Below are 23996 nucleotides of genomic sequence, written 5' to 3'. Positions count from 1 at the left end.
ATAGGCTTACTCAATGATGGTGAGGGAAGAGGCAATATCAAATTATGGTTGTTTCAACATAAGTCGATGTTGTTAATCGACTTATTCTTTACCGAATACGTTGTTTTCCTGCTCTTGCACGCGGATAAACGTTGTGCGCTTGGTCAGCTCTTTTAGTTGTGCTGCGCCTACGTAAGTACACGTCGAACGTACGCCACCCATGATGTCCTGGATAGTGTTATCAACAGGGCCACGGTATGGCAGTAGTACGGTTTTACCTTCTGCCGCACGGTACTTGGCAACACCGCCTGAGTGCTTGTCCATCGCGCTTTGAGAAGACATGCCGTAGAACTTCATGAACATTTTACCGTCTTGCTCGATAACTTCACCGTTGCTCTCTTCGTGACCCGCCAGCATACCGCCAAGCATCACGAAATCAGCACCGCCACCGAACGCTTTAGCAACGTCACCGGCACAGGCACAACCACCGTCACCGATGATGCGACCACCTAGGCCGTGTGCAGCGTCGGCACACTCGATGATGGCAGATAGCTGAGGGTAACCCACACCCGTTTTAACGCGAGTGGTACAGACTGAGCCTGGGCCGATACCGACTTTAACAATGTCAGCACCCGCAAGGATAAGCTCTTCTACCATATCACCGGTAACAACGTTACCCGCGCTGATCACTTTGTCTGGGAATTCCGCACGTACTTTTTGCACGTACTGTACAAGGTGCTCGGAGTAACCGTTGGCGATATCGATACAGATGAAGATAAGGTCATCAGAAAGGGCCATCACATCTTTGGTTTTCTGGAAGTCAGCTTCAGACGTACCAGTAGAAACCATTGCGTTGTTCAGCACGCTTGCGTCGTTGGTTTCAACGAATGCAGCCCAGTCAGCAACGGTGTAGTGCTTGTGAACGGCAGTCATTACGCCGTGCTTGGCAAGGGCCGCGGTCATTTCGAAGCTACCGACAGAATCCATATTAGCAGCAATAATTGGCACACCAGACCATTGACGACCGCTATGCTTGAATGTAAAATCGCGGGTTAATTCAACTTGAGAACGGCTTTTTAGGGTTGAACGTTTTGGACGAAACAGTACATCTTTAAAACCCAGCTTCAAGTCTTGTTCGATACGCATTGGTAATTCCTTAAATCTTATCGAATATTGCCACATGGTCGGTAGCTGTTGGCAGACAGCAATCCTATACACCATGTTGCAGGCACAAAAAAACCGGAGCGTTGGCAGACGCTCCGGTTTTCAGCATTATAGGCTGAGAAAGTTTTTTAACAAGTCTAATAATATGATTTTTTTTGTGTTACCTTTACAGAGATAGCACCTTGAGTGCTGCATAGTATCTTCCTAACTACACCTTCGTAAAAGCTCAACCTATAGCGCCTAGTTTATTGATTTTAAACTAAAACCCTTCAAGTACAATCTTGCCCAATGCTTTTTGTGATTCTAAAAGCGCATGTGCTTTCTTTAAGTTTTCAGCACAAATTCCCCCACCTTGGTGAGCGACTGTTGATTTTATATTCCCGTCATCGACCATTTTTGCAACACTGTTGAGCAAATGATGCTGCTCAATCATGTCTTCAGTGCCAAATAGTGAGCGGGTATACATAAACTCCCAATGCAGAGAGATGCTTTTACGCTTGAGTTGCAATATGTCGAAAGAGGCCGGATCATCAATCAGGCCGAATTTTCCTTGTGGCTTGATAGACTCAACAATCTCGCTGAGGTGATCGTCAGAATTGGTTAGACCCACGACATAATCGACGTCGCCAAGACCTTTGTCGGCAAGTTGTTTGCTCAGAGATTCACGGTGGTTGATAACATGATCGGCTCCGAGTTCAGTTAACCATGACTGCGTTTCAGGGCGAGAGGCCGTGCCGATAACGGTTAAGTTCGTCATCGTTTTCGCCAGTTGGACCATAATTGAGCCCACGCCACCGGCAGCCCCGATAATAAGTAGCTTTTTGTTACTGTCTTTTTCTACTTCCAAACGGTCAAACAGCATTTCCCATGCGGTGATGGTTGTCAGCGGCAAGGCTGCTGCTTGCGAAAACCCTAAGCTTTTTGGCATATGGCCAACAATTTTCTCATCAACCAGCTGGTATTCGGCGTTAGTGCCTGAGCGGGTAAGATCACCGGCATACCAGACTTTATCTCCTGGTTTAAAGAGTGTTACATCGGGACCGACCGATTTGACGATACCCGCAGCATCCCAACCAAGGACCTTGTATTGGCCCTGTTCTGGTGCCACACGCATTCGAACTTTGGTATCAACCGGGTTGACCGAGATTGCTTTTACTTCAACCAAAATGTCAGTGCCCGAAGTAATAGGCTCTGGCAGGGTAATATCAATCAGAGATTGCGATTCAGTAATGGGTAGTGATTGTTGATAGCCGACCGCTTTCATGGTGTTCTCCTTTAGCTTCCCTTTCAAAAGGGTAGGTGCTTTATCAAATCTATGATTGAAGTTTATTTGACAATGAAAATTTGAAAAACCATCGTCGGTTTGATTTACTTTCAAATATTATTTGAAAATAAGGCGTGCGATGAAGGCTCTCAACGATCTTAAGATTTTTATTGAGACTGCAAGGCGACATAGTCTTTCTGCGGCAGCTAGAAACATGGATATCACGCCAGCAGCAGCAAGTGCGGCATTAAAGCGGTTAGAAAATGAAGTTGGTGCCTTATTATTTATTCGCTCAACTCGGAATTTACGCCTTACTCAGCAAGGGGAGCAATTCCTTAATTATTGCGAGCAAGCTGTAGGGCTAATGACAGAAGCATGCGGTGCTATTAGCGAAGGGCAGGCAGAATTTCAGGGTGTAATTAAGCTGTCTATGCCGTCAGACTGCGGCCGGAATCTTTTGTTGGGTTGGATCGATGAGTTCATGGATTTGCATCCGAAGTTAGACGTCAGAATTCAGTTAACCGATGGGCTTGCGGACATGTATACACAGCCTGTTGATGTCGCCTTACGCTATGGTGAACCCAGTGATTCTTCACTGGTTGCCTTGCCCATTGCTGGAGGGAATAAACGTATTTTGTGCGCATCGCCTGATTATCTCTCTGAGTATGGCTATCCAGATTCCCCTCATGAGTTGGTGAAACATAACTGTCTCTGTTTTGCCTTGGGTGAGAGCTTGTATAACCGTTGGCGGTTTTTTAACCAAGGGCAAGAGCAGATCTTAGTGGTAAAAGGAAATCGCTATGCCAATGATGGGGAGGCAGTTAGGCGATGGGCCCTTGCCGGGAAAGGTATTGCGTATAAATCATTATTAGATGTGAAAGATGACCTACAGCAAGGGCGTTTGCTTGAAATTGATATAGGGAGAGAGACTGAGCCTGCGCCTTTATATTTAGTGTGTGCGAGTCGCCGGGTCATCAACCCTCAAATTCAGGCGCTAAGAGAGTTCCTTGCAGGTAAAGTAAAGAAACATGTTTCATCGCTATAATAAACCCGATTTCAGATAATAAGTGCGCTATTTAGCAAGAAATATTAGATAGTCAATGATATACGAGGGAAAAAGTCCATCATGGTTACTTTTCGGTAACCATGATGGTGTATTACTTAGGCGTTACTTAGCCAGTTTCATCAGGTCTTGCTTAACGTCATCTGATGCGAAGGAATGCTGAACACTCATCTTGTAGATTTCATAGTAATCGTCAACGCTTAGCTCAAATTGTTCCATCACCTTGCGAACTTCATCAGTCATTGTGGTGTTGGATACCGTGCGGTTGTCAGTGTTGATAGTCACAGGCACACCATCTTGGTAAAACGCTTTAATCGGGTGAAGGGCAAGTTCACTGATCGCTTTAGTTTGAACATTGCTGCTTGGGCAAGTTTCAAGAGCTACATCCTCTTGCTTCACTAGGTTGTATGCTTCTTTATGATCTTTTATCGCGACGCCATGACCAATGCGCTCTGCACCTAGGATAGAAATAGCTTCATAGACATTTTGTCCACTGCCTTGCTCACCGGCGTGAATGGTAACTCTGTACCCTTTGTCTTTCGCATATTGTGCGTAGGTCGCATAGTCGTGGGAGAACCCATCCAGTTCGCTACCTGCAAGGTCAAATGCAACGACGCCTTGGTTGAGTAAGCCAACGCCAGCATCAATAACTTGGTTGATGGTGTCCGAAGGCAAGAACTTCACCATCGAAAGGATATAGTTACCCTTAATATCATACTGAGCTTCAGCCTTTTTCATCCCTTTTACAGCGCTGGCAATGATTTGCTCATAGGTCAGCCCTTTTTGAATATGAAGTTGAGGGGCGAAGCGAACTTCCAAGTACTTTACGTTTTCTTTGGCTGCATCTTCAAACAGCTCAAAGGATATACGCTCCAAGCTCTCTGCGGTTTGCATTACCGAAACAGGTAGGTCAAAGCGACTGAGGTATTCAGGCAGGTCAGAGCAAGTTTCGGGAGCAACCATCAATGCATTGACTTCATCAACATCATAACTAGGTAGAGTGATGTGTTGTTGTTTGGCCAAGTCGATAACAGTCTGCGGTCTAACGCTACCATCTAGGTGGCAATGAAGATCAATTTTCGGCAGGTCGAAGTAATTCATTAGTGTTGTCCTAACAATGTATAATCTGGGAAACACAAAGCTCCCCAGATTGCAGTTAATCATTATGAGTATACGCAATAATGCAGGAAGCTATTTGCTCCCTGAGCTTATGAACATTAGCTTAAAGAATAGCTTGGGGTTAATAGCAGGACAATTGTCCGGGTGTGACAAGTTTTATTTCACAATTTGATAGGTTGGATACAGTTTACACAAGATGGATATGTCTGAAATTCTGAGCAAAGGGCCAGAACGGTTTCGTCAGTTAGTTAAGAATGAGAACTTCCGGCGCATAACGCGATATAAGGGCGATTATATCGTTAGACAGGAACACGAAGTCACTGAGGTGTATTGGTCTGCGGCTGCTCAATTTATGCTTTTACACACAGCGCTAAATGGTAAAACGCTCAGCTTGGGTGACTACTATATAGAAGATAACTTTTTCGGAGAGATTGAGTTTTTCTCGGGTAACCTATGTTCATTTGATGTAGTGGCAACGGCGACCACTGAATTAGTGGTTATACCCAAAGAGCGGTTCTCGGAGATCTTGCTACAAGATGCGACGATAGCATTTTGGATGAACCACCGAATGGCAAACATGTATCAATCGTCAATGAACATTGCAATCGAGCGATCTTTATACCCGCTAAAGTTCAATATCGTCAAAGATATTGTCAATCGCTGCACGACTGAAAGCAGATCGTTGAGCCATGTCTATATGTATCAGGAGGCACAAAGGTTTGGTTGTACTGATAGAGCCTATACCCGAATTATTCATGAGCTTATAAAAGAGGGCTTAGTGAAGAAAGGGGAGGACAACTCTTCGATCATCCCGGTTAACCTTGATCGACTGGTAGACTATTTGAATCAATGCCAACAATAACAAAACAAAGGCCACATCAGTGGCCTTTGCAAAATCATATTTTAGCTAAAGAGTGGTAATTACTCTTTACCGAAAACCTTATTCTTTACCGAATACGTTATTTTCTTGCTCTTGTACGCGGATAAACGTTGTACGCTTGGTCAGCTCTTTTAGCTGCGCTGCGCCTACGTAAGTACACGTAGAACGTACGCCACCCATGATGTCCTGGATAGTGTTCTCAACAGGGCCACGGTATGGCAGTAGTACGGTTTTACCTTCTGCTGCACGGTACTTGGCAACACCGCCCGAGTGCTTGTCCATCGCGCTTTGAGAAGACATGCCGTAGAACTTCATGAACATTTTACCGTCTTGCTCGATAACTTCACCGTTGCTCTCTTCGTGACCCGCCAGCATACCGCCAAGCATCACGAAATCAGCACCGCCACCGAACGCTTTAGCAACGTCACCGGCACAGGCACAACCACCGTCACCGATGATGCGACCACCTAGGCCGTGTGCAGCGTCGGCACACTCGATGATGGCAGACAGCTGAGGGTAACCCACACCCGTTTTAACGCGAGTGGTACAGACTGAGCCCGGGCCGATACCGACTTTAACAATGTCAGCACCCGCAAGGATAAGCTCTTCTACCATATCACCGGTAACAACGTTACCCGCGCTGATCACTTTGTCTGGGAATTCCGCACGTACTTTTTGCACGTACTGTACAAGGTGCTCAGAGTAACCGTTGGCGATATCGATACAGATAAAGATAAGGTCATCAGAAAGTGCCATTACATCTTTAGTTTTCTGGAAGTCAGCTTCAGACGTACCAGTAGAAACCATTGCGTTGTTCAGCACGCTTGCGTCGCTGTTTTTTACAAACTCAGCCCAGTCAGCCACAGTGTAGTGTTTGTGAACCGCGGTCATTACACCGTGCTTAGCCAGGGAAGCGGTCATTTCGAAACTACCGACGGAATCCATATTAGCAGCAATAATTGGTACACCAGACCATTGACGACCACTATGCTTGAATGTAAAATCGCGGGTTAATTCAACTTGAGAACGACTTTTTAGGGTTGAACGTTTTGGACGAAACAGTACATCTTTAAAGCCCAGTTTCAAGTCTTGTTCGATACGCATTGGTAATTCCTTAAATCTTATCGAATATTGCCACATGGTCGGTAGCTGTTGGCAGACAGCAATCCTATACACCATGTTGCAGGCACAAAAAAACCGGAGCGTTGGCAGACGCTCCGGTTTTCAGAATTATAGGCTGAGAAAGTTTTTTAACAAGTCTAATAATATAATTTTTTTTGTGTTACCTTTAAAAAGATAGTACCCACGCTTTCTTCACTTTATCCTCACTCCTTGGTTGAATTTTCACCAAATATCAATGTTTTGCTTAATGTCTCTTCAGCTCTTGTTGTTTATGAATTTTAGGCAATAAAAAAGGCCCATACAGAGCCTTTTAAAATCATAGTGTCATTGAATAATCACTGATTATGCTTCAGCCAGCGTTGCATTTTCCTGCTGTTCTGTTTCTGCTTTTTTCAGCATCACTCGAATCAAACGAGAGGCGAGCAGGGCAACAACAACCATCACGACTGCCAATATTGTCAATAAGCTGAAGTAATCACCATAGACAGTTTGAACCACCTCTTGGGTGATCTCCTGTCCTTTCTCCATTGCAATAGAGGTTGAAAATACTGCACCGACAATACCGCTTAGCGCGATAGCGACAGAGAACAGACTGACAGAGAAGTTCTCAATATGCTTTGGCGCAACCGACAGGATGAAAGCAACGACTAAACTGCCAACAATCACTTCTGCCAATGCTTGGAAGAAATGGATCGCCAAGAATATTTCAGGGCGGATAATGACATTTTCGCCGATGTTGTAGACCGCCATCGTCAAAATACCGAAGGCAATGGCAGTTAATACAAAGGAAAAGCTCACTTTGGTCGCAGTAGAGAAATTGATATTTCGTTTTTCTAGCGAAGAGAAAGTCCAAGAGACTAGCGGGCCGCCGACAATACACCATAGCGGGTTCATCGCCATTGAGGCTTCTGGGGCGATAGGGATGATACCGAACAGATCACCGCGCATGGTGTTGATAGTCACCATGGTCATTGAGGTCATCATTTGACCGTAATAGACGAAAAATGCAGTAGTCAGGGCAGTGATAATTAAAATAGTGCCCATTTTTAGTGAATCAGATCGGTTAGCCTTCATCATCAGCCAGATAAAGTAACCGATAGCGGCTGCACCAATGGCATAAACAATATTTTTACCGATATCCATGTTTGAAAACATGAAGAAAACCAGGCCGATCATAGATACTGAAATAACGCTGAAGGCCATCCAGTTTTTAGCACCAGTAGGTTGGTTATCCATTTCGGTAGCAACTGATAGCAGAGGTTTACGTGAAATAACCAAAATGATGAAAGCGATTGCCGCCATTGCGCCTGAAAGGGCAAAGCTGCCATTGAAACCAAGGATCAAGACGAGCATCGGGAAAAAGTACTGGCCTAGGAGTGCACCAATGTTGTTGACCGAGTAGTTAACCGGGTAGGCATTCTCAAAGTGTTCTTCAGTGTTGAACGTGCGCTTGTAGAGGCTGGGATAAGAAGGTGACATCAAGCCGCGAGAGTAGCTTGCTAGCGCGATACCGATCAAGCTCATAGGCACGTTAAGGGTGGATGCGCCCATTACCAACAGGGCATAACCTACAGCAAAGCCCAGATAGCTGATTGTTAACGAGCGGTAGGCACCAAGGAATTTATCAGCAATAAATCCGCCTGCGATCGCGAATAATGGACCAATTGATGAAAAGGCACCGACAACCATCATGGTGTCGGCTTCACTGTAATTGAGGTTTTCCAAGAAAAAACGGGTGAGGATCACCATCACACCGTAGAAGGAAAGGCCAAACATCATTTGGCACACCATCATCGACTTATTGAGTCTGTTCCACATATTTACATCTCTATGTCTATGGATTGGGGGTTGATTACAAAATCTCAATTTGTAACAGAATGTAAATCGTGGCGGATGTTATCACTTCTTACCGTCAGGTACTCCTTAAAAAGTGTTTTTAGTGAGCAACTAATCATTAGTTTTATTTGTTGAATAGGTGAGTAAATTTTATGGGGGTGGCTTAATGAATAATCAGGTCCAATGAATGCTGGATATGTAATTAACTTATCAATGGGTTAAGTAATAAATGCATATGAAATATACATTAGCTATCGATGACGAATAATGATGGCTCTATTGATACTCATGGGCGCTGCCAGGGTTGACTCCGGTGTAAGCATTACTATTGAAGAGGTTGAGTCTATAGGTTCAGAGGTCGACTGGGGTTCGATGTATTAGATACCTAATGGTATGGGAGTTATTGATTATAGTTAAATAAAAGGCGTCGAAAATTGTACAGTTATGTCAAAATTGACGGTTTTGCACGGTAATCTCTTCCATTCTGCTTCAATCCTTGCATAATTCAATTGATAGGCTGGTTAAGTGGATAAATAGACTTTGTTTAGCAAAAGAAAAACAAAAAATACTTTTCCTTTGGACTTCTATGGCGAGGATGGAAGCTGGCGATTTATTATTCGTGCAGAACGCCCGTCAGAAGTTGTGGATGCGATGTACTGGCGTGCTTATATCTCTTGCCACCGAAAAGAATTCGATCTGTTACATATCGCAACGGGGAAGTTTAACTACAAGTATAATTATTCTTCTTATGACGCATCTGAGATGCATTATGCATCCGGCAGTGATGCACTGCGAGTTAACATGATGGGCCCAATTGTTCCAATTTCAGCCATTCTTGAAATGGTTAGGCCTAGAGCAGACTCGGCAACAGCTTGACACTGAATCATTGCAATACGAAAGGGCCTATATACCAAGTAGCTTGGGTATAGGCCCTTTTTTATATTGGATTCGCTGCTGTAGAAGGTGTTTTGATGTAGTAGCGATAATAACCAATTAAATTACTCGCGAGAAAAAGTGCTTCTAGCACGACAGCAGACGGTGAACCGATAAGGATATTGTGAGTTAGCCATAAGCTCGTACCAGCAATCATAAACTGTCTTAACTGCTTGTCATGTTTAGAAAATGCTGCCACGTTTTGGAATAGCGCTGCTGCGCAACTCACAAGACTCGTCAAGCCAGCAAACGTCATGTAAGTAATAATGAGTGTGAAAAATGAGAAAAGACCCGCCATTTTCTTAGAGCTCGTATAAAGACTCGTTGTGTAACGAATAGCTCCTAGCGCCATTAAGCCTGCGGCTGTCCATTGTTCAAGTAGAGCAAAGTGGATACCAATTAAAGTAACTGCGCATACAAAGCATTTGATGATTTTTGTTTTGTCTTTAAATTGAAAAGATATCAGATCAAAGAAAACAGCAAAACCGATCATGATTTGAGAGAGTACAAAAGCTGACATATTCGGATCCTTAGTCTTTGATAGTTTTTTGTTTTTCAATTTTGGCAAGCCAAAGCAACGGCAATATAATCATTGCAGTGCCAACCAACGTAATCATGTCGGGTGTTTCACCGAACCACACCAAACCCACCGCGACGGCGCCGAGCAAACCGCTATATTCCGCACTGGCAATCTTATTACTTTCCGCTGCCCGGTAGGCCACCACACAAATGCCAGCATAAACAAGGATAAAGCTGCTAGAGCCAGCCGCTGTTAACAGTGGGGACCAGTCCCAGTCCCGTCCTTCCCATAAAGCTAGGCCAAGTGAAGCCGGGATCCCGGTGAGGTTGGTTAGCAGTAGAGTCTGGGCAACACTTTGATGTTTAGGTAGTTTGCGAATCAGTAAGTTATTACCAGCAATGGTCAACGCCACTACCAAAGCCGCTAATGCTGACCATTCAAACTCTGTTGGCCTTATGATGACGATGACGCCAGCAAAACCCAGTACACCAGCGGCAATGGAGTAGCGCGAAAGTTTTTCGCGGTATAACAACAATGCTAAAGGCAACATTAATAGCGGAGCGGCGTAAAAAATGGCATTAGCGGTTGCCAGCGGCATGGCATTAAGAGAGAAAACCATAAAAATGGCACCCATCAACCAAATATGCGCCCGCAAGGCATGCCATTTCAGCCCATCCAGCAGTTCCTTTCTGTTACTCCGGTAACAGAAAGGAAGCAAGATTAGCACTGCAGTTAGTTGCCTAAAAAACACAAATTGAAAAACCGCAATATCCTGGCCAAGCGTTTTAATTAAGGCATCAGAAAAAACGGCAATAAGGTTCCCGACAATGAGTAAACCCATTGCCATTCCTACAGACATTGAAGGCATGACCAAGCTCCTGTCATTGACTGAAGTGTGTTCAGTGTTAGCGCAAAAAGAAAGTCACGAGTTGTGACTGGGTAAGCTTAATCTATAAATACGCTTCATATATAATGATAAAAATTCACTTAGTATGAGCTCACCTAATAATGAAGTTGCCACCATTGCGGGCGGTTCAATGTTTCGAATCTGTCGCGCGCTTAAATAGCTTCTCGCATGCTGCAACGGCTTTGAACGTAACACAGAGCGCCATTAGTCATCAGGTACGATTGTTAGAGGAGTACCTGGGTGAAACTTTGTTTGTTCGGCAGGGGAGGCGCTTGTCTTTAACGCCAATGGGTGAAAAATATTACGAAGAGATCTCCCATTCACTGCAGAATATTGCACAGGCCAGCCAGCAAATCCGAGAGGGGGAAAGTGGGAAAATTCGTCTTGCTATGTACAGCTCATTAGCAGTGAAATGGCTGGTACCAAGGCTGGAGAGCTTACGGCAGCAACATCCTGAAATTGATTTATCTCTTGCTATGTTTGCCGATGAGCCAGAATTCAGTGATCAGGTGGCAGATTGTTTCATTACCGCCCATCCACCTAAGAAAAACTATGTCAGTGACTTTTTGTACAAGGAGCTGTTGTACCCATTCTGTAGCCAAAAACTTTGGCTACAAATCCAAGACAAGCCCTTGCCTGAGGCACTCTGGGAGCATCCTTTATTGTCGGTACATTCGATTTTTAAAGGCGGTAATCTGGCCAAAGACTGGCAAGCTTGGTGTCAGCGAGGCGGGTTTACTCTGCCTGATGACGTAAAGGTCAGCCACTTTAGCCATATGGTTCTTGCCGCAGAGGCCGTGAAGTATCATCAGGGAATTGCCTTCTTGAATGACTATTTCCTCAATGAGCATGACCATCAGCAAAACTTAGTACGTATTCCTATGCATGAGTTGCCAACGGGTGACAACCTCTATTTTGTGTATAAGCAATCACGTGCCAAGCAATTTGAAATCAAAACACTGGGCCGATGGCTGAAGCAACAGTGTTTTGAGCATGACAGTGACAGTTAACGTCGATTAATAACCTCAATGCTATTAATGGAATTTTAGCGCCGTACCACGTAGAATACGCCCCCTTTAAAGACGTCGTTGGTAAGTGGGTACTGTTGTGAATAAAAACCAATTTGAGTTGTTGGCACCAGGTGGTGATATTGAATCGATCAAAGCCGCGATTGTCGCCGGTGCAGATGCAATTTACTGTGGGCTTGATAACTTCAATGCCCGAAACCGTGCAACGAATCTGACTTTTGAGAACCTCAACGGCATCATCAAACTTGCCCATCAATATGACTGCAAGATTTTTCTTACACTGAATATCATTATTTTGGAAAGCGAGATCCCCGCGCTTATTCGCTTGCTCAACAAGTTGGTAAATACCAAGGTTGATGGTGTTATTGTTCAAGATCTGGGCTTGTTCTATATCCTAAAAGAACATTTCCCCACCCTTGATGTCCACGCCTCAACGCAAACGAACACCCACAATGAAGGGCAAATTCAGTTCCTGCACCAACTTACTGCAAGCCGTGTGAATCTTTCTCGTGAGCTGAATATCCATGAGATTAAACACCTTGCCCAGTTTGGCCGCCAACATAACGTGTTGATGGAAGTGTTTGTCCATGGCTCTTACTGTATTGGTTTTTCAGGTTTGTGTTATATCAGCTCGGTGCGTAACGGTAATTCGGGTAATCGCGGCCGTTGTAGCCAACCTTGCCGTGATCAGTACCAAACGACTGATGCCGGTAAAGATTACCCACTGAACATGAAAGACAACTCGGCCTATTTGGATATGGCGGCTTTGGCTGATGCTGGCGTTTATTCGCTAAAAGTGGAAGGGCGAATTAAAAAGTCTCATTATGTACATACGGTGGTTGATAGTTGGCGCAAACAAATAGACAATTATTGCCAGTCCGGCGAGGTACTGACGGATACCACAGGGTTATACACGGTATTTAACCGTGATTTTTCCAATGCATACCTGCAGGGTGATATCAATAAAAGTATGTTTATTGATAATCCACGCGATCATTCGGCCAATCACTTCTCAAAGATCTACAGCTGTACCAGCACAGAGCAGGTAAAGCAGGTCAAGAGGAAGCTTTATGATGATAAAACAGAGATCATCAATACGGTTGATGCCCAAACCAAAGATCTTGATATTAGCATCAACTCACTGAGCGTTTCTGTTGCAGGTTCTGAAGGTGAGCTGCTTTCAGTCACTATCAGCACACCTAATGAAACTTGCACTATCACATCGTCTTCACCATTGATAAAAGCGGGCAAGCACAGCTTAGATGAAGCAACCGTCACCAAGTGGGCCAATAGCTTTGCGAATGCTGATCATTATGTGGCTAGCGTTGAGCTCACAAAACTCGATGATGGGTTGTTTATCCCCTATAAAGAGCAAACGGCGATAAAAGAGCAGGTTGCCTTTATCTTAAATGGTTCTAGACCAACTGTGAGTCCTGTTGAGCTTCCTAAGCTGGCTGTACAACAGCGCGACAGCAAAGCAACCCCGAGCTTAAACGTATTGATTTCGTCACAAGCCGATATTGCACTGGCACAAGATGACCAAGTGAATGTGTACTATCAATTGCCTGAAGCGATGCACAGTAACCTAGCGAAAATGGTATCGCTGTTTAACTCAAACTCGGCGCTTATCCCATGGTTCCCTGCTATTTTGATTGGTGACAATTATCAGGCTGCGGTTGAATTTATGAAAAGCATCAAGCCTGTTCGAATCGTAACCAACAATAATGGTGTCGGTTTTGCGGCGTCACAACTTGGGATCAAGTGGATTGCGGGTCCGCAGATGAATGTGACCAACTCGTACAGCTTGAAGTGTCTGAAAGAAGAGTTTAACTGCGCGGGTTCGTTTATTTCCAACGAGATCAAGCAGCAGCAAATGAAACAAATCGTTAAGCCAGATGGCTTCGAGCTGTTTTACAGTATTTACCACCCGATTATGTTGCTAACGAGCCGCCAGTGTTTATTCCATCAGACGGTAGGCTGCAAGAAAAAGCGTTTTGATGACAAGTGTTTGAGAAAGTGTGATAAATCAGCGTCGATTTTGAGCATGAAAGAGTCATCGTTCGTGGTTGATAAACAGCGTGGTGACCATAACTCTCTGTACAGTCCAGAAAACTACCTTAACTTGGATGCTATCAAGGATAATGCACATCTGTTCGATGGGTATATGGTTGATCTTCGAGATATCAAGACACTAACCCAGACGGCACTGGATAAGCCGGCGTTGGTCAACGCTTTCCGTTCACAGTTGAACGGTGATGTTGAAACCACCGCGCTGTATGAAGAGGTTTCACCAACAACGATGGCTCAATACCGAAAAGGTCTGTAGAGATACCGCGTTCGCTTTGATATAAAAAAGCCCGACTTTATGATGAAAATAAAGTCGGGCTTTTTGGTCTTTAACCGATTAGCTTATCCGTTTTGCGGAACACCGTGCCATTGATAATGGTTGTTCGGTTTCTTGCTCACGATCCCTTCGGTCATGAACTGGCTGAAGATCTCATCAACTTCATCGCTGCTGGTCTTCAGATACTTGGTGACAGCGCGCTTAGTGCAGTTGACCTGATTAGTACTCAATGCATCGATCGCTTGTTCATAAAGTGATTTAGGCGCTTCTGGCTCAGCAGGCGTTTCCGGCGCTTGCTCAGGTTGTTCGCTATCGCCTGCAGTTTGCTCTCGTTGCTGGTTTGTCAGTAATTCTGGCTCTTTGATTTCATTATCGGCGAAAGTGTCAATGGTGATAGGGCCGACACGTCGGAATTGGTTTCTAAAGCGAAGTTCCTCACCAATCAGGCCAACGAAAAAGGCCGCAAAGAAGTCTAGTAACACTGATAAGAAAATTACCAAGCTTAGCTGAGCAGTGTCAGTGTCGACCTGTAATGATTTAGCCAGGCTATCAATAAGGCCAATCACTGAGCCTTGGTTGACGACCGGTAAGCTGTCACGCGCTGCTGCAAGCTTTAACTGTTGTTCGCGCAGATCATCATTCTCACGTTGGATACGGGCAACACCGGTTGCGATACGTTCCATCTCGATATACTTTTCTGCTGCAGTATTATTGAGCTCGATCTGTCTTTCAATCGCAGAAATCTGCATATTATAGTTGTTGACCGTACTCTGCTGAGCATTGACATGACTCTGGGCTTGATTGGTTGCGCTATTGATACCGCCAACAGAGCCGCCGATTGAAATAGCAGCAAGTACTGCATAAAAAGCAAAGGCAGAAATGGCGCCAGCATAGTTTCGTCGTGCTCGACGCTCGCCAAATTCATACCAGGCAAAAAACTTTCCTAATTCAAAAATGACAGCAAGACCGGCGAATAATATCTGCATGACCGGATCTTCATCGATAGAAAGGAAGAGTAGCAATGAAAAAATGATGGATGCAAGGATGGATGCACCGGTAAAGCTGTATACCGTCCCCATCGCAAAGACCCCTTTGGGGTAACGGACTGGAATATTGTTATCGAAAAGCATAATGGTTGATAATTGTTACTGGCTAATAAGCCGATTGTAACCTGCCGAAAAATTGAACACTTCTTCGTCAGGTCGAAAAAAGATGGCTTAGGATACCGTAAATCCAGCCGCGAGCCCTTATAAATTAAGGCCTTTGGCGTTCTTACGCTGAAAATTTACACGCTGCTTTCATAACTGTAGAAAAGATACTCATTATCCATCTGCGCTGTGTGGAAAAGCTGCCTTACCGACAAGAACAATACGCTGATGTTGCAAAGTTGTTATCTTGGGTATAGGTTAAGAATCGAACGCACGTTTAAATTCTGTGTTTAATGTCAGAGGTTTTTACCTAGAGAGTTTCATACTTTTTTCTTGCAAGGATCAGCATATGTCTAATTTACTTGAGGGTTACCCTGTTGTTACTGAGATTCCAGTGGCGTGGGGTGAAATGGATGCGCTAAACCATGTCAATAACGTGGTGTACTTCCGTTATTTCGAGACGGCAAGACTGGAATACTTTGCCGATATCGGTTTGATGGAAGAAATGCAAGCAACCCAAACCGGCCCCGTACTGAGTGAAACCTCAAGTCGATACAGACGCCCCGTGACTTACCCGGATACCTTGCTGGTGGGAAGTCGAGTGGCTGAATTGACCAAAGATAGCTTCGTGATGGAATACAAAATCGTCAGTAAACAGCAAGGGGCGGTGACAACATCGGGGTCAGCGAAAGTTGTGATGTTTAATTTCGCACAACAAAAACGCGCAAACTTGAGCCCTACCTTGATAGAAAAAATGATATCGATGCAGCCGGATCTTGACGCCGTAGCAACCGATTGATTCTCCTTATAGTTGATACATGGTAGTGGCAAAGTCTTACCTATAATTTAGCTATGGTGACTGTTGAAACGGTATTAAGGAGTAGGGATGTTTATCGTTATCCAACATGAGATCACGGATCCTGAACTGTTTTGGCAGAAAGCAAGCGGGATGCTAACTCATCCGCCGACAGGTATGCGGCTTCATACCACGATGGTGGTTGAGAGGCATACATTGTGTCAGTGCATGTGGGAGGCTGATTCGATTGATGTCGTCAGGGATTACCTTGAACCAGAATTAGGTAAGGCGAGTATCAATACCTATGGTTTGGTCGATCCTGATAATGCAATTGTCTGAGTCGATACACGTTACGTGAAATGCAATATCAAAGTGGCGCAACGTGTCGCGCCACTTGTTTACATTACTTCTGGTAAGAGCTAGCAATGTTATCAATACGCTGGTTAGCACGCATTGCTTCTTGGTAAGCGGCGTCAGATGCAGCACGAGTGTCATTTACCGCACCGGCCATTTGATCTTGTTGACCTTGTAGTGATGCAACTTGATCAGATAGAGCATCAACTTTATTTGTCAGTTGGCTTAGTTGCTCGGCTTCTTCGCTGCTTGAACAGCCCATAAGAGTTGCACTTAGAATTAGGCCAGCGACTAGAGTCATAGAACGTTTCATCATTATTCTCCACAATTGGTTGATATTAACTACTGCTACAAACACTGAATAAGCATTACACAAATCAATTCTATTTAACAAGAGAATAAGCAAAAATTTGCACAGTGTATTTATACCTTTACAGCTTTCATTATGTTTATCAGTATGTGGGTATTGAACCAGAAATTATGCGAGCAATTGTTATGGGAACTTCAGCAAATGATTGTTTTTTAGCAGGTAAAGTCAGGATAAAGTAAAGAAGCAGTTAAGCGTGACGGGGATCACGTTTGCGAGCTGTGTGCTATTTTGATTTATTGAATATGTAAACTAAGAAGTGACGATGTCACTATTAAATGACGATTATCGAGTGGATTTAATAATAGACTTATCATTATGTGCACCAGCAGGTAATTAACCTGCTGGTGATCGCTAGCCTATTTTCGCGTTATTTACCCGCAATGCTGAGTTTGCTAAATCTGATAAGAGGGGCGAAGAAGCTTTTACCATGGTCGTGAGTCAGCGTATCGCCTACCGCATCAATTTCTTTGATCATCTGATAGAAATTACCTGCTACGGTGATACCTCGAACTGGTTGAACACGCTTGCCATCTCTGCATAGGAAGCCGCTTGCGCCAAACGAGAAGTCACCGCTTACCGCATCGGCACCGGAGTGGACACCCTGAAGTTCAATCAATTCAAGATACTCACCGCCTGTCAGTTCAGCTTCGCTGCTTTGGCCTGTAGCAATAACGGTATGACGGGCAGACACGCCCAACCCGCCTTTGGCTGAGCGAGAGCCGTTGGCGGTATTCTCAATACCGAAGAAGCTGGCGGTATGGCTATTATGCAGCAGGCTCTGTAACTGTCCTTCGCCAATCAAAATAGTATCGCATGTCGCAAACCCTTCGCTGTCGAAGGCTTTAATGGCCGAGCCGCCTTCGATATATGCCGTATCTGACACCGTTAGCAGCGAGCTCGCCACGTTGGCATTTAATGAGTCACGCCATGGGTTAATCCCCTTCATTGCAGACTGGCCCGAGAAGCACATGCCAAACGCGCCAAACAGGCTGCTTAGGCAGCTGAGGTCGAACACCACACTGTAGTTGCCAGTATTGAGCGGCTCGCCATCGAGTAGGGCTTTGGCCATGTCATAGCCGTGGTTGATACAGTACTCTGGATCGAGTTCGTCGAAACGACGACCAGTCGACATACCACCATGCATCGACTGCTTACCATCCTTTTCATACAAGGTGTAAGCATAACAGTAGGTAGAGCGCTCTTGATGGTAGCAACGTGTACCGAGTGTATTGGCAAGAATGACTTGGCTATCTGATTCCCCGAAACCGTTGTATGGTGCTGAGGTTGCGTTCGGTTTCTCAACGACACCTTTTTCCAGAGCCAATGCAAGAGAAATCTTGTCATCAACCGTGGCTGTGTCTGTTTGATTAATCTCTGGGTATTCCGTTACAAGCTGGCTGTTAGCACACGCGATCACTTGATGAGGATCTTGCTTGGTGAAGGCGGCATTGGCGAGAGCGTGCTCAACCATCATATCTAGGCTAGCAGGCTCCAATGACTCAGAATAGCTGGTAGCAATGTGCTGATCTTTGATGACACGAACGCCAATCACCTGACCTGATGTCACTTTGTATTCGTCCAACTCTCCCGCATTGGCTTTCAATGAGAAGTTGTTGCTGCCGCTTGCAATTACATCGGCTTCGGCACCTGCTGCTTTGGCACGCTCAAGAACGTGATCAATAGCGCGTTGAAGTTGTTGTTGATCCGCCATTAGTTACCCCCTACAAGAATGTTGTCCACTTTAAGTGCTGGCTGGCCAACCGTGGTAGGCACCGAGCCGCTTACAGAGCCACACATTCCTGCGGCCAAGGCAAAATCACTTCCGATCATCGAGATCTCTTTAAGCACTTTAGGACCTGTGCTGATCAACGTAGCTGATTTTAATGGTTTAGTGATCTGGCCATCTTCGACCAAGTAAGCTTCTTGTACGGCAAAGTTAAACTCACCTGTACCTGGTTGAACTGATCCACCGCCCATCTTCTTGGCATAGATTCCTTTTTCAACGCTGGCGATCATTTCATCCAAAGAGCTATCACCTGGTTCGATGAAGGTGTTACGCATTCTCGAGGTTGGTGCATATTTGTAGGATTCACGACGGCCTGAGCCCGTTGGGGTAAATCCGGTTTTCAGTGAGCCCATGTGATCAACCATGAAGCTAGTCAGCTTGCCGTCTTTGATCAACTGGGTACGCTGGGTTTCCATCCCTTCGTCATCGATATTGATAGAGCCCCACTCATTGGCCATGGTGCCATCATCGACCGCACTTACTACTGAATTAGCAATTATCTCTCCCATCTTATCGTGGAAGACAGAGGCTTTTTTGGCAACCGAGGTGGTTTCCAGTAAGTGGCCACAGGCTTCATGGAAGATAACGCCACCAAAGCCATTACCAATAATGACCGGCATTTCACCGGAAGGGCAATTTTCGGCAAATAGTTTCACCATCGCTTGTTTAGCCACGGCATGACCAAGCTCTTTGGCATCCAAGTGGGTATTGAATTCCCAACCTGTTAATGCGCCAGGCGCTTCAAATCCGGTTGATTGCTCACTACCGTTTTGTGCAATTGCAGTGGCAGCAACACGGGTGTAATGGCGGGTATCACCAATGTGTAAGCCTGTTGAATTGAAGATCTCGATTTGTTGCTCACGTTGCAAAATACGACCGATGAACTGATTGATTTTTTCATCTTCATCTCGTGCGGCAGCATCGCACTGACGCAGGAAGGCAATTTTGGCATCAAGGTTAGGGCTTTGGCTCAAAGGCTGCTGACAAGCATGTTTGGTCTGGTAGCGGCTTAGGTTAAGCGTGCCCGCATTGACGATTTGGTCGCGTTTATCTTTGGCGGCTAGTAGCCCTGTGACTCGCTTTAGCTCTTCCTCATCGGTGCTGTTGGTGTAGCCGTAAAGCACTTTGTGGCCGAAAAACAGGCGCACGCCGATACCAAAATCGATACCGGAATTGACCTTGTCAATGTCACCGGACAGAAGTTCAACTGAACTAGATTGATGATGTTCGATAAACAGTTCGGCAAAATCGGCGCCAAGGAAGAGGGCATGGTCGATCACTGCTTGCGCTGTTGCAGGGTTTAGCATAGATGCTCCTTGCGTGTTAGCAATCTCACGGAAAACGTTATGTAAACAAATTGTGAGCGGAATTGCCATTAATGGCATGGTTTTACAGAATTTATGATTGGCAAGCGCTCAAAAAGGGTGAGTTTTCACCCAACGCTCTAATCTTGGATAATAAACTAAAATAAATCAAAAGCCTTAGTGCCACAATAGAGCCACAATGATTTGTGGCTCGGGCATATTTCATGTAAATTTCTCGTCAATGTTTACGGAAAAATCACTCACTATGCGCATACCAACGAATGTCATCACCGGTTTTCTGGGTGTTGGAAAAACCACGACAATCCTTAATCTACTTAAGAACAAACCAGCCAATGAAAAGTGGGCTGTTCTGGTCAATGAATTTGGCGAAATCGGTATTGATGGTGCCATTCTTACTGATTCTGGTGCGATGATCAAAGAAGTCCCTGGGGGCTGTATGTGCTGTACAGCTGGCGTGCCGACCTCTGTCGGGATCACCGCGTTATTACGGCAGAAACCAGACCGACTGTTGATAGAGCCAACCGGATTGGGCCATCCTCATAAAATTATCTCGGTGCTAACATCCAATCAGTTCAAAGATTATATCGATTTGAAAGCCACTGTTGCTTTGGTTGACCCTCGTAACCTCTCTAATAAAAAGTATACGGAAAACCAGAACTTCAATGATCAACTCGATGTGGCAGAGATTGTTATAGGTAACAAACTCGACGAGTGTGACGAGGTTGATGCGAGCATATTCGAACACTGGGTGGCAACGCAGCAGCCGGAAAAACTGGCGAGCCTGTTGGTCAAGCAGGGTGAGTTTCCCATTGATCTGCTAGATACTGACCGAGCAGAGCAAGATCAATCACCAACAATAGAAGCCCACCACCACGAGCATGCTGATATGGAGCCGCAGTTCCAGCTGCCGCCAAACCAGAAATATATCCGCAAAGAGAACAAAGGTCAGGGTTACTTTAGCTGCGGTTGGATCTTTGGCGCTGAGGTCATTTTCGATTTTGACCAACTGTTTTCTTTGTTCTGCAACCTAACAGCAGAACGTGTGAAAGGTGTCATTAATACCAACAAAGGTTGCCATGCCTTTAATGTTAACCACGGCGTCGTCTCGGTTAACCATATGACCCTTGAAGGGTTTGAAAGCCGTCTAGAAGTAATCGATAGCCAACTCATGCCTTGGGATGAGCTGGAGTCTATCTTGATTAAGATCTCAAACTTATAACCCTTTATTTGTAAAATGAAATTGCTCCTACAGTCTTTCACGCAGTGGGATCTGCGATTTGTAAGATGAGGTAATGCCATTCAAGTGTTATTCTTGATTATTCATACGAGTAATCGAAGTATCACCAGATTACCGAGGCTGTAGGTCAACCCCAGTTAGAGCAGGAGAAACAACGATGACTCATGAAACCAAAACAATGGAAGTGCCTTTAGCTATCGCTGAAAGAGTACAGGCTTTAATTGATGGCCACATCGCTAAAGAGAAGTTCAATGCAGAGCGTCGTGAGGTAGTGAACAACTTTCTGGCCATGGATAACCTCAGCTGTGAAATGGCGGTTTATAGCCTGCCTCAGGGGGAGTTGCTTGATACGCTACGATTTGTGTACGAGCTATCTGGGACTAACAGTAAGTTCATCAAAAACATACTGACACTATGCCGAGAAAACCCAAAGAAAGCATTATCTGACGCTCAGCGAGCATCAGCAAAGAGCATGCTATTTAATCTGCTAAATGATCCATCCGTTGTTTCTGCAATGAAAGAAATTTCATAACGCTGCGTCCTTCAGCGTACCTTCTAAAAACGCCCATACCGATAAATCGGTGTGGGCGTTTTTTTATTTTAAATAAAATCAACGTTTAGAGGATTATGAGGCTTTATCCACCACCGGTTGGACGGTTAGGTCTTCTTTTGAAGCCGTCTTAGCCTCATTAGTATCAGTGAAAATTTCTGCTACGGCACTGCGCTCAAGCTCACCTTGTAAGTTTCCATCTTCGTCAACGACAGGCAAGGAGTAATCACACGACATGGTGTCTGGTAATACTTCCTCGATGGCAGAACCGGCTGAGATGACTGGGACCTCTTCATAAATGTCGTCTTCTAGACTTTGGCTCGCATCAGTTTTAGCTGCATTGAGTAAACTTTCCTTTGTTACCACACCCTGATAGCCTTCCTCAGTAACGTTGTAAGCGTAATCTTGTTTGATTCGTTTCATCTCAACCAAAGCTTCTTCAATGGTTTTCGCTGTAATCCGGTAGGCCGGAGGCTGCATAACGGTTTCAACTGTTAATGCTCTAGCTCGATTAACATCTTTGACAAATGCTTCAACGTATTCATCTGCTGGATGAAGCAGTATTTGATCTGGCGATCCCTGCTGAACCAATTCACCGTCTTTAAGGATGACGATCCGATCCCCTAATCGCAAGGCTTCATCTAAATCGTGGGTGATGAAGATAATGGTTTTGTGCAGTTTTTCCTGAAGTGAAATCAGCTGATCTTGCATTTCACTGCGGATTAACGGGTCAAGGGCTGAAAACGCCTCATCCATCAACAGGATTTCCGCATCCGTACTGAGTGCTCGAGCGAGACCAACACGTTGCTGCTGTCCGCCTGATAATTGAGCCGGGTATTGGTTTTCATAACCTTTAAGGCCCACGGTTTCAAGCCATTCCGTTGCCTTAGCGATTCGATCTGTTTTACTCATTCCTTGGATTTCTAGCCCATAAGCAACATTATCTACCACTGAGCGATGAGGTAATAGGCCAAACCGTTGGAAAACCATCGACATCTTATGCCGCCGGAAGGTAACTAACTCATTTACTGAGAGTTTCATTACGTCAATACCTTCAACTAAGATCTTCCCTAATGTAGGGTCAATCAAGCGATTGAAGTGCCGTATTAACGTTGATTTGCCTGATCCCGATAGGCCCATAATGACAAAGATTTCTCCTTTATTGATCTTAAGGTTGATATCTTTAAGGCCAACAGTATGGCCGGTATCATTGAGCAGCTTATCTTTGCTTTCCCCATTTTTAACCCGGTCTATCACCGATGCCGGCTTTGGGCCAAAGACTTTATACAGACCGCTAACTTCAATTAATGGTTCAGTCATGCGCGAGCTCTCCTAAATGGGTCTGAGTGCGCTTAGCATAAGCCTGTGAAGCACGATCGAACAGGATAGCAAGTGCCACAATGGCGAGGCCGTTTAACAATCCCAGTGTAAAGTATTGATTGGTGATCGACTTAAGAACAGGTTGGCCCAATCCTTTAACGCCAATCATGGAAGCAATTACCACCATGGACAGCGCCATCATTATTGTCTGGTTAATACCGGCCATGATGGTTGGCATCGCTAACGGGAGTTGAACACCGAGTAACCTCTGATGTTTATTGGCTCCGAAAGCCGTTGCCGCTTCTAATACTTCTTTGTCAACGAGACGGATCCCCAAGTTGGTCAGGCGGATCACAGGTGGGATAGCGTAGATCACCACGGCGATAAGTCCGGGGATTTTTCCTATACCCAGCAGCATCACCACAGGGATGAGGTATACAAAGGCTGGCATCGTCTGCATGACATCAAGTAATGGCGTCACGACAGACTGCACACGGTTCGAGCGGGCCATGGCGATGCCGATAGGAATGCCCATTAGAATGGCAAGCATAGTACATACGGTTATGATACTGAGCGTACGCATTGTGTCCTCCCACATACCGAAATATCCGATGAGAATAAGGGAGGTAAAGCATCCTAGAGCGAGCTTCCAAGAGCGGCTCGCTGCATAAATTAGCGCAGTACAAACTCCAAGTACGATGATCCAGGGTGTGGAAAGGAGTAGCTTTTCAAACCAGACCAAGAACGTTAGTAGAGGATCGAATAAAGATTCGATAAGGTCACCGTATTCACGTGAGAAATCACGATAGGCGCCATCGAGTGTTTTGCGGATAACCCGAAGATCTGAACGATCCATTTCCGGGAATTCGCTAAGCCAATTAGACTCTGACATGTTTAATTCCTTTTCTTACCAGAGCCCCAAAAGGCTCTGGCGTACAACAAGGTAATCCT

Annotated in this window: 22 protein-coding genes; 9 read left to right on the top strand and 13 right to left on the bottom strand. The window is 45.1% G+C overall.

The window, feature by feature from the left end:
- Positions 1 to 81 precede the first annotated feature (81 nt).
- A complete protein-coding gene (locus tag C9I99_RS05425; protein ID WP_107347786.1) occupies positions 82 to 1125 on the bottom strand; it encodes a GMP reductase in 1044 nt (347 codons plus the stop codon).
- Positions 1126 to 1402: 277 nt separating this feature from the next.
- Positions 1403 to 2407 carry a zinc-binding alcohol dehydrogenase family protein gene (locus C9I99_RS05420; RefSeq protein ID WP_107347785.1) on the bottom strand — a complete coding sequence of 335 codons (1005 nt, stop codon included), beginning with the start codon at positions 2405 to 2407 and terminating at the stop codon, positions 1403 to 1405.
- A gap of 139 nt (positions 2408 to 2546) precedes the next feature.
- Here C9I99_RS05420 and C9I99_RS05415 point away from each other — a divergent pair, with 139 nt between their 5' ends.
- Positions 2547 to 3452, top strand: a complete 906-nt coding sequence (locus C9I99_RS05415; protein ID WP_107347784.1) for a LysR family transcriptional regulator — start codon at positions 2547 to 2549, stop codon at positions 3450 to 3452.
- A gap of 123 nt (positions 3453 to 3575) precedes the next feature.
- Here the strand turns inward: C9I99_RS05415 and add are convergent, their stop codons facing one another.
- Entirely contained in the window at positions 3576 to 4571 is a 996-nt protein-coding gene (gene add / locus C9I99_RS05410; protein ID WP_107347783.1) for an adenosine deaminase, read from the bottom strand.
- A gap of 220 nt (positions 4572 to 4791) precedes the next feature.
- Between add and C9I99_RS05405 the strand changes: the two genes are divergently transcribed.
- Positions 4792 to 5451 carry a Crp/Fnr family transcriptional regulator gene (locus C9I99_RS05405; RefSeq protein ID WP_338069671.1) on the top strand — a complete coding sequence of 220 codons (660 nt, stop codon included), beginning with the start codon at positions 4792 to 4794 and terminating at the stop codon, positions 5449 to 5451.
- A 78-nt stretch (positions 5452 to 5529) separates the two neighbouring features.
- On the opposite strand, the gene C9I99_RS05400 is transcribed toward C9I99_RS05405, so the two are convergent.
- Positions 5530 to 6573 (bottom strand): GMP reductase, encoded by a 1044-nt coding sequence (locus C9I99_RS05400; RefSeq protein WP_107347781.1) that lies wholly within the window; start codon positions 6571 to 6573, stop codon positions 5530 to 5532.
- Between the two features lie 360 nt (positions 6574 to 6933).
- Positions 6934 to 8409, bottom strand: a complete 1476-nt coding sequence (locus tag C9I99_RS05395) for a peptide MFS transporter (RefSeq protein ID WP_107347780.1) — start codon at positions 8407 to 8409, stop codon at positions 6934 to 6936.
- A gap of 558 nt (positions 8410 to 8967) precedes the next feature.
- Here C9I99_RS05395 and C9I99_RS05390 point away from each other — a divergent pair.
- Positions 8968 to 9303, top strand: a complete 336-nt coding sequence (locus C9I99_RS05390; protein WP_107347779.1) for a hypothetical protein — start codon at positions 8968 to 8970, stop codon at positions 9301 to 9303.
- 61 nt (positions 9304 to 9364) lie between these two features.
- Here the strand turns inward: C9I99_RS05390 and C9I99_RS05385 are convergent, their stop codons facing one another.
- A complete protein-coding gene (locus C9I99_RS05385) occupies positions 9365 to 9880 on the bottom strand; it encodes a YgjV family protein (protein ID WP_107347778.1) in 516 nt (171 codons plus the stop codon).
- Between the two features lie 10 nt (positions 9881 to 9890).
- Positions 9891 to 10748 carry a DMT family transporter gene (locus tag C9I99_RS05380; protein WP_107347777.1) on the bottom strand — a complete coding sequence of 286 codons (858 nt, stop codon included), beginning with the start codon at positions 10746 to 10748 and terminating at the stop codon, positions 9891 to 9893.
- Between the two features lie 140 nt (positions 10749 to 10888).
- Here C9I99_RS05380 and C9I99_RS05375 point away from each other — a divergent pair, with 140 nt between their 5' ends.
- The gene (locus tag C9I99_RS05375) at positions 10889 to 11797 is read left to right on the top strand and encodes a LysR substrate-binding domain-containing protein (protein WP_107347776.1); all 909 of its coding nucleotides are present in this window, start codon (positions 10889 to 10891) and stop codon (positions 11795 to 11797) included.
- An 85-nt stretch (positions 11798 to 11882) separates the two neighbouring features.
- Positions 11883 to 14141 (top strand): peptidase U32 family protein, encoded by a 2259-nt coding sequence (locus C9I99_RS05370; RefSeq protein WP_107347775.1) that lies wholly within the window; start codon positions 11883 to 11885, stop codon positions 14139 to 14141.
- Positions 14142 to 14224: 83 nt separating this feature from the next.
- Here the strand turns inward: C9I99_RS05370 and C9I99_RS05365 are convergent, their stop codons facing one another.
- Positions 14225 to 15289, bottom strand: a complete 1065-nt coding sequence (locus C9I99_RS05365; protein ID WP_107347774.1) for a Preprotein translocase subunit SecY — start codon at positions 15287 to 15289, stop codon at positions 14225 to 14227.
- A 367-nt stretch (positions 15290 to 15656) separates the two neighbouring features.
- Between C9I99_RS05365 and C9I99_RS05360 the strand changes: the two genes are divergently transcribed.
- Both C9I99_RS05360 and C9I99_RS05355 read left to right on the top strand, forming a co-directional pair.
- On the top strand, positions 15657 to 16106 hold the full coding sequence (locus C9I99_RS05360) for an acyl-CoA thioesterase (protein WP_107347773.1): 450 nt from the start codon (positions 15657 to 15659) through the stop codon (positions 16104 to 16106).
- Positions 16107 to 16193: 87 nt separating this feature from the next.
- Complete coding sequence (locus C9I99_RS05355; RefSeq protein WP_107347772.1) at positions 16194 to 16442, top strand: hypothetical protein; 249 nt, start codon at positions 16194 to 16196, stop codon at positions 16440 to 16442.
- A 64-nt stretch (positions 16443 to 16506) separates the two neighbouring features.
- Here C9I99_RS05355 and C9I99_RS05350 read toward each other — a convergent pair whose 3' ends face one another.
- The 3 genes from C9I99_RS05350 to C9I99_RS05340 all read right to left on the bottom strand — a co-directional run bounded on the left by C9I99_RS05350 (position 16507) and on the right by C9I99_RS05340 (position 19920).
- A complete protein-coding gene (locus C9I99_RS05350) occupies positions 16507 to 16770 on the bottom strand; it encodes an Lpp/OprI family alanine-zipper lipoprotein (RefSeq protein WP_107347771.1) in 264 nt (87 codons plus the stop codon).
- Between the two features lie 424 nt (positions 16771 to 17194).
- Complete coding sequence (locus tag C9I99_RS05345) at positions 17195 to 18538, bottom strand: TldD/PmbA family protein (protein WP_107347770.1); 1344 nt, start codon at positions 18536 to 18538, stop codon at positions 17195 to 17197.
- Entirely contained in the window at positions 18538 to 19920 is a 1383-nt protein-coding gene (locus C9I99_RS05340; protein ID WP_107347769.1) for a TldD/PmbA family protein, read from the bottom strand. Before C9I99_RS05340 ends, C9I99_RS05345 begins: the two co-directional genes overlap by 1 nt.
- A gap of 262 nt (positions 19921 to 20182) precedes the next feature.
- Between C9I99_RS05340 and C9I99_RS05335 the strand changes: the two genes are divergently transcribed.
- Entirely contained in the window at positions 20183 to 21157 is a 975-nt protein-coding gene (locus C9I99_RS05335; RefSeq protein ID WP_107347768.1) for a CobW family GTP-binding protein, read from the top strand.
- Between the two features lie 175 nt (positions 21158 to 21332).
- On the top strand, positions 21333 to 21707 hold the full coding sequence (locus C9I99_RS05330; protein ID WP_107347767.1) for a hypothetical protein: 375 nt from the start codon (positions 21333 to 21335) through the stop codon (positions 21705 to 21707).
- A gap of 93 nt (positions 21708 to 21800) precedes the next feature.
- Here the strand turns inward: C9I99_RS05330 and C9I99_RS05325 are convergent, their stop codons facing one another.
- A complete protein-coding gene (locus C9I99_RS05325) occupies positions 21801 to 23045 on the bottom strand; it encodes a quaternary amine ABC transporter ATP-binding protein (RefSeq protein ID WP_107347766.1) in 1245 nt (414 codons plus the stop codon).
- On the bottom strand, positions 23038 to 23937 hold the full coding sequence (locus tag C9I99_RS05320; protein ID WP_107347765.1) for an ABC transporter permease: 900 nt from the start codon (positions 23935 to 23937) through the stop codon (positions 23038 to 23040). The genes C9I99_RS05325 and C9I99_RS05320 overlap by 8 nt, the downstream gene beginning before the upstream one ends.
- Positions 23938 to 23996 lie beyond the last annotated feature (59 nt).

This window comes from Photobacterium lutimaris (genome assembly GCF_003025555.1).
GTDB classification, from domain to species: domain Bacteria; phylum Pseudomonadota; class Gammaproteobacteria; order Enterobacterales; family Vibrionaceae; genus Photobacterium; species Photobacterium lutimaris.
The sequence above is the reverse complement of the archived record's forward strand: the minus strand, read 5'-3'. Positions and strand labels throughout refer to the sequence as shown.

Bases quoted from the DNA above. Each gene is read 5' to 3' on its own strand.
- C9I99_RS05375 (WP_107347776.1), top strand. From the start codon at position 10,889: ATGAAGTTGCCACCATTGCGGGCGGTTCAATGTTTCGAATCTGTCGCG.
- C9I99_RS05340 (WP_107347769.1), bottom strand. From the start codon at position 19,920: ATGCTAAACCCTGCAACAGCGCAAGCAGTGATCGACCATGCCCTCTTC.
- C9I99_RS05420 (WP_107347785.1), bottom strand. From the start codon at position 2,407: ATGAAAGCGGTCGGCTATCAACAATCACTACCCATTACTGAATCGCAA.
- C9I99_RS05345 (WP_107347770.1), bottom strand. From the start codon at position 18,538: ATGGCGGATCAACAACAACTTCAACGCGCTATTGATCACGTTCTTGAG.
- C9I99_RS05425 (WP_107347786.1), bottom strand. From the start codon at position 1,125: ATGCGTATCGAACAAGACTTGAAGCTGGGTTTTAAAGATGTACTGTTT.
- C9I99_RS05350 (WP_107347771.1), bottom strand. From the start codon at position 16,770: ATGAAACGTTCTATGACTCTAGTCGCTGGCCTAATTCTAAGTGCAACT.
- C9I99_RS05325 (WP_107347766.1), bottom strand. From the start codon at position 23,045: ATGACTGAACCATTAATTGAAGTTAGCGGTCTGTATAAAGTCTTTGGC.
- add (WP_107347783.1), bottom strand. From the start codon at position 4,571: ATGAATTACTTCGACCTGCCGAAAATTGATCTTCATTGCCACCTAGAT.
- C9I99_RS05400 (WP_107347781.1), bottom strand. From the start codon at position 6,573: ATGCGTATCGAACAAGACTTGAAACTGGGCTTTAAAGATGTACTGTTT.
- C9I99_RS05395 (WP_107347780.1), bottom strand. From the start codon at position 8,409: ATGTGGAACAGACTCAATAAGTCGATGATGGTGTGCCAAATGATGTTT.
- C9I99_RS05330 (WP_107347767.1), top strand. From the start codon at position 21,333: ATGACTCATGAAACCAAAACAATGGAAGTGCCTTTAGCTATCGCTGAA.
- C9I99_RS05365 (WP_107347774.1), bottom strand. From the start codon at position 15,289: ATGCTTTTCGATAACAATATTCCAGTCCGTTACCCCAAAGGGGTCTTT.
- C9I99_RS05320 (WP_107347765.1), bottom strand. From the start codon at position 23,937: ATGTCAGAGTCTAATTGGCTTAGCGAATTCCCGGAAATGGATCGTTCA.
- C9I99_RS05405 (WP_338069671.1), top strand. From the start codon at position 4,792: ATGTCTGAAATTCTGAGCAAAGGGCCAGAACGGTTTCGTCAGTTAGTT.
- C9I99_RS05360 (WP_107347773.1), top strand. From the start codon at position 15,657: ATGTCTAATTTACTTGAGGGTTACCCTGTTGTTACTGAGATTCCAGTG.
- C9I99_RS05415 (WP_107347784.1), top strand. From the start codon at position 2,547: ATGAAGGCTCTCAACGATCTTAAGATTTTTATTGAGACTGCAAGGCGA.
- C9I99_RS05380 (WP_107347777.1), bottom strand. From the start codon at position 10,748: ATGCCTTCAATGTCTGTAGGAATGGCAATGGGTTTACTCATTGTCGGG.
- C9I99_RS05335 (WP_107347768.1), top strand. From the start codon at position 20,183: ATGCGCATACCAACGAATGTCATCACCGGTTTTCTGGGTGTTGGAAAA.
- C9I99_RS05355 (WP_107347772.1), top strand. From the start codon at position 16,194: ATGTTTATCGTTATCCAACATGAGATCACGGATCCTGAACTGTTTTGG.
- C9I99_RS05385 (WP_107347778.1), bottom strand. From the start codon at position 9,880: ATGTCAGCTTTTGTACTCTCTCAAATCATGATCGGTTTTGCTGTTTTC.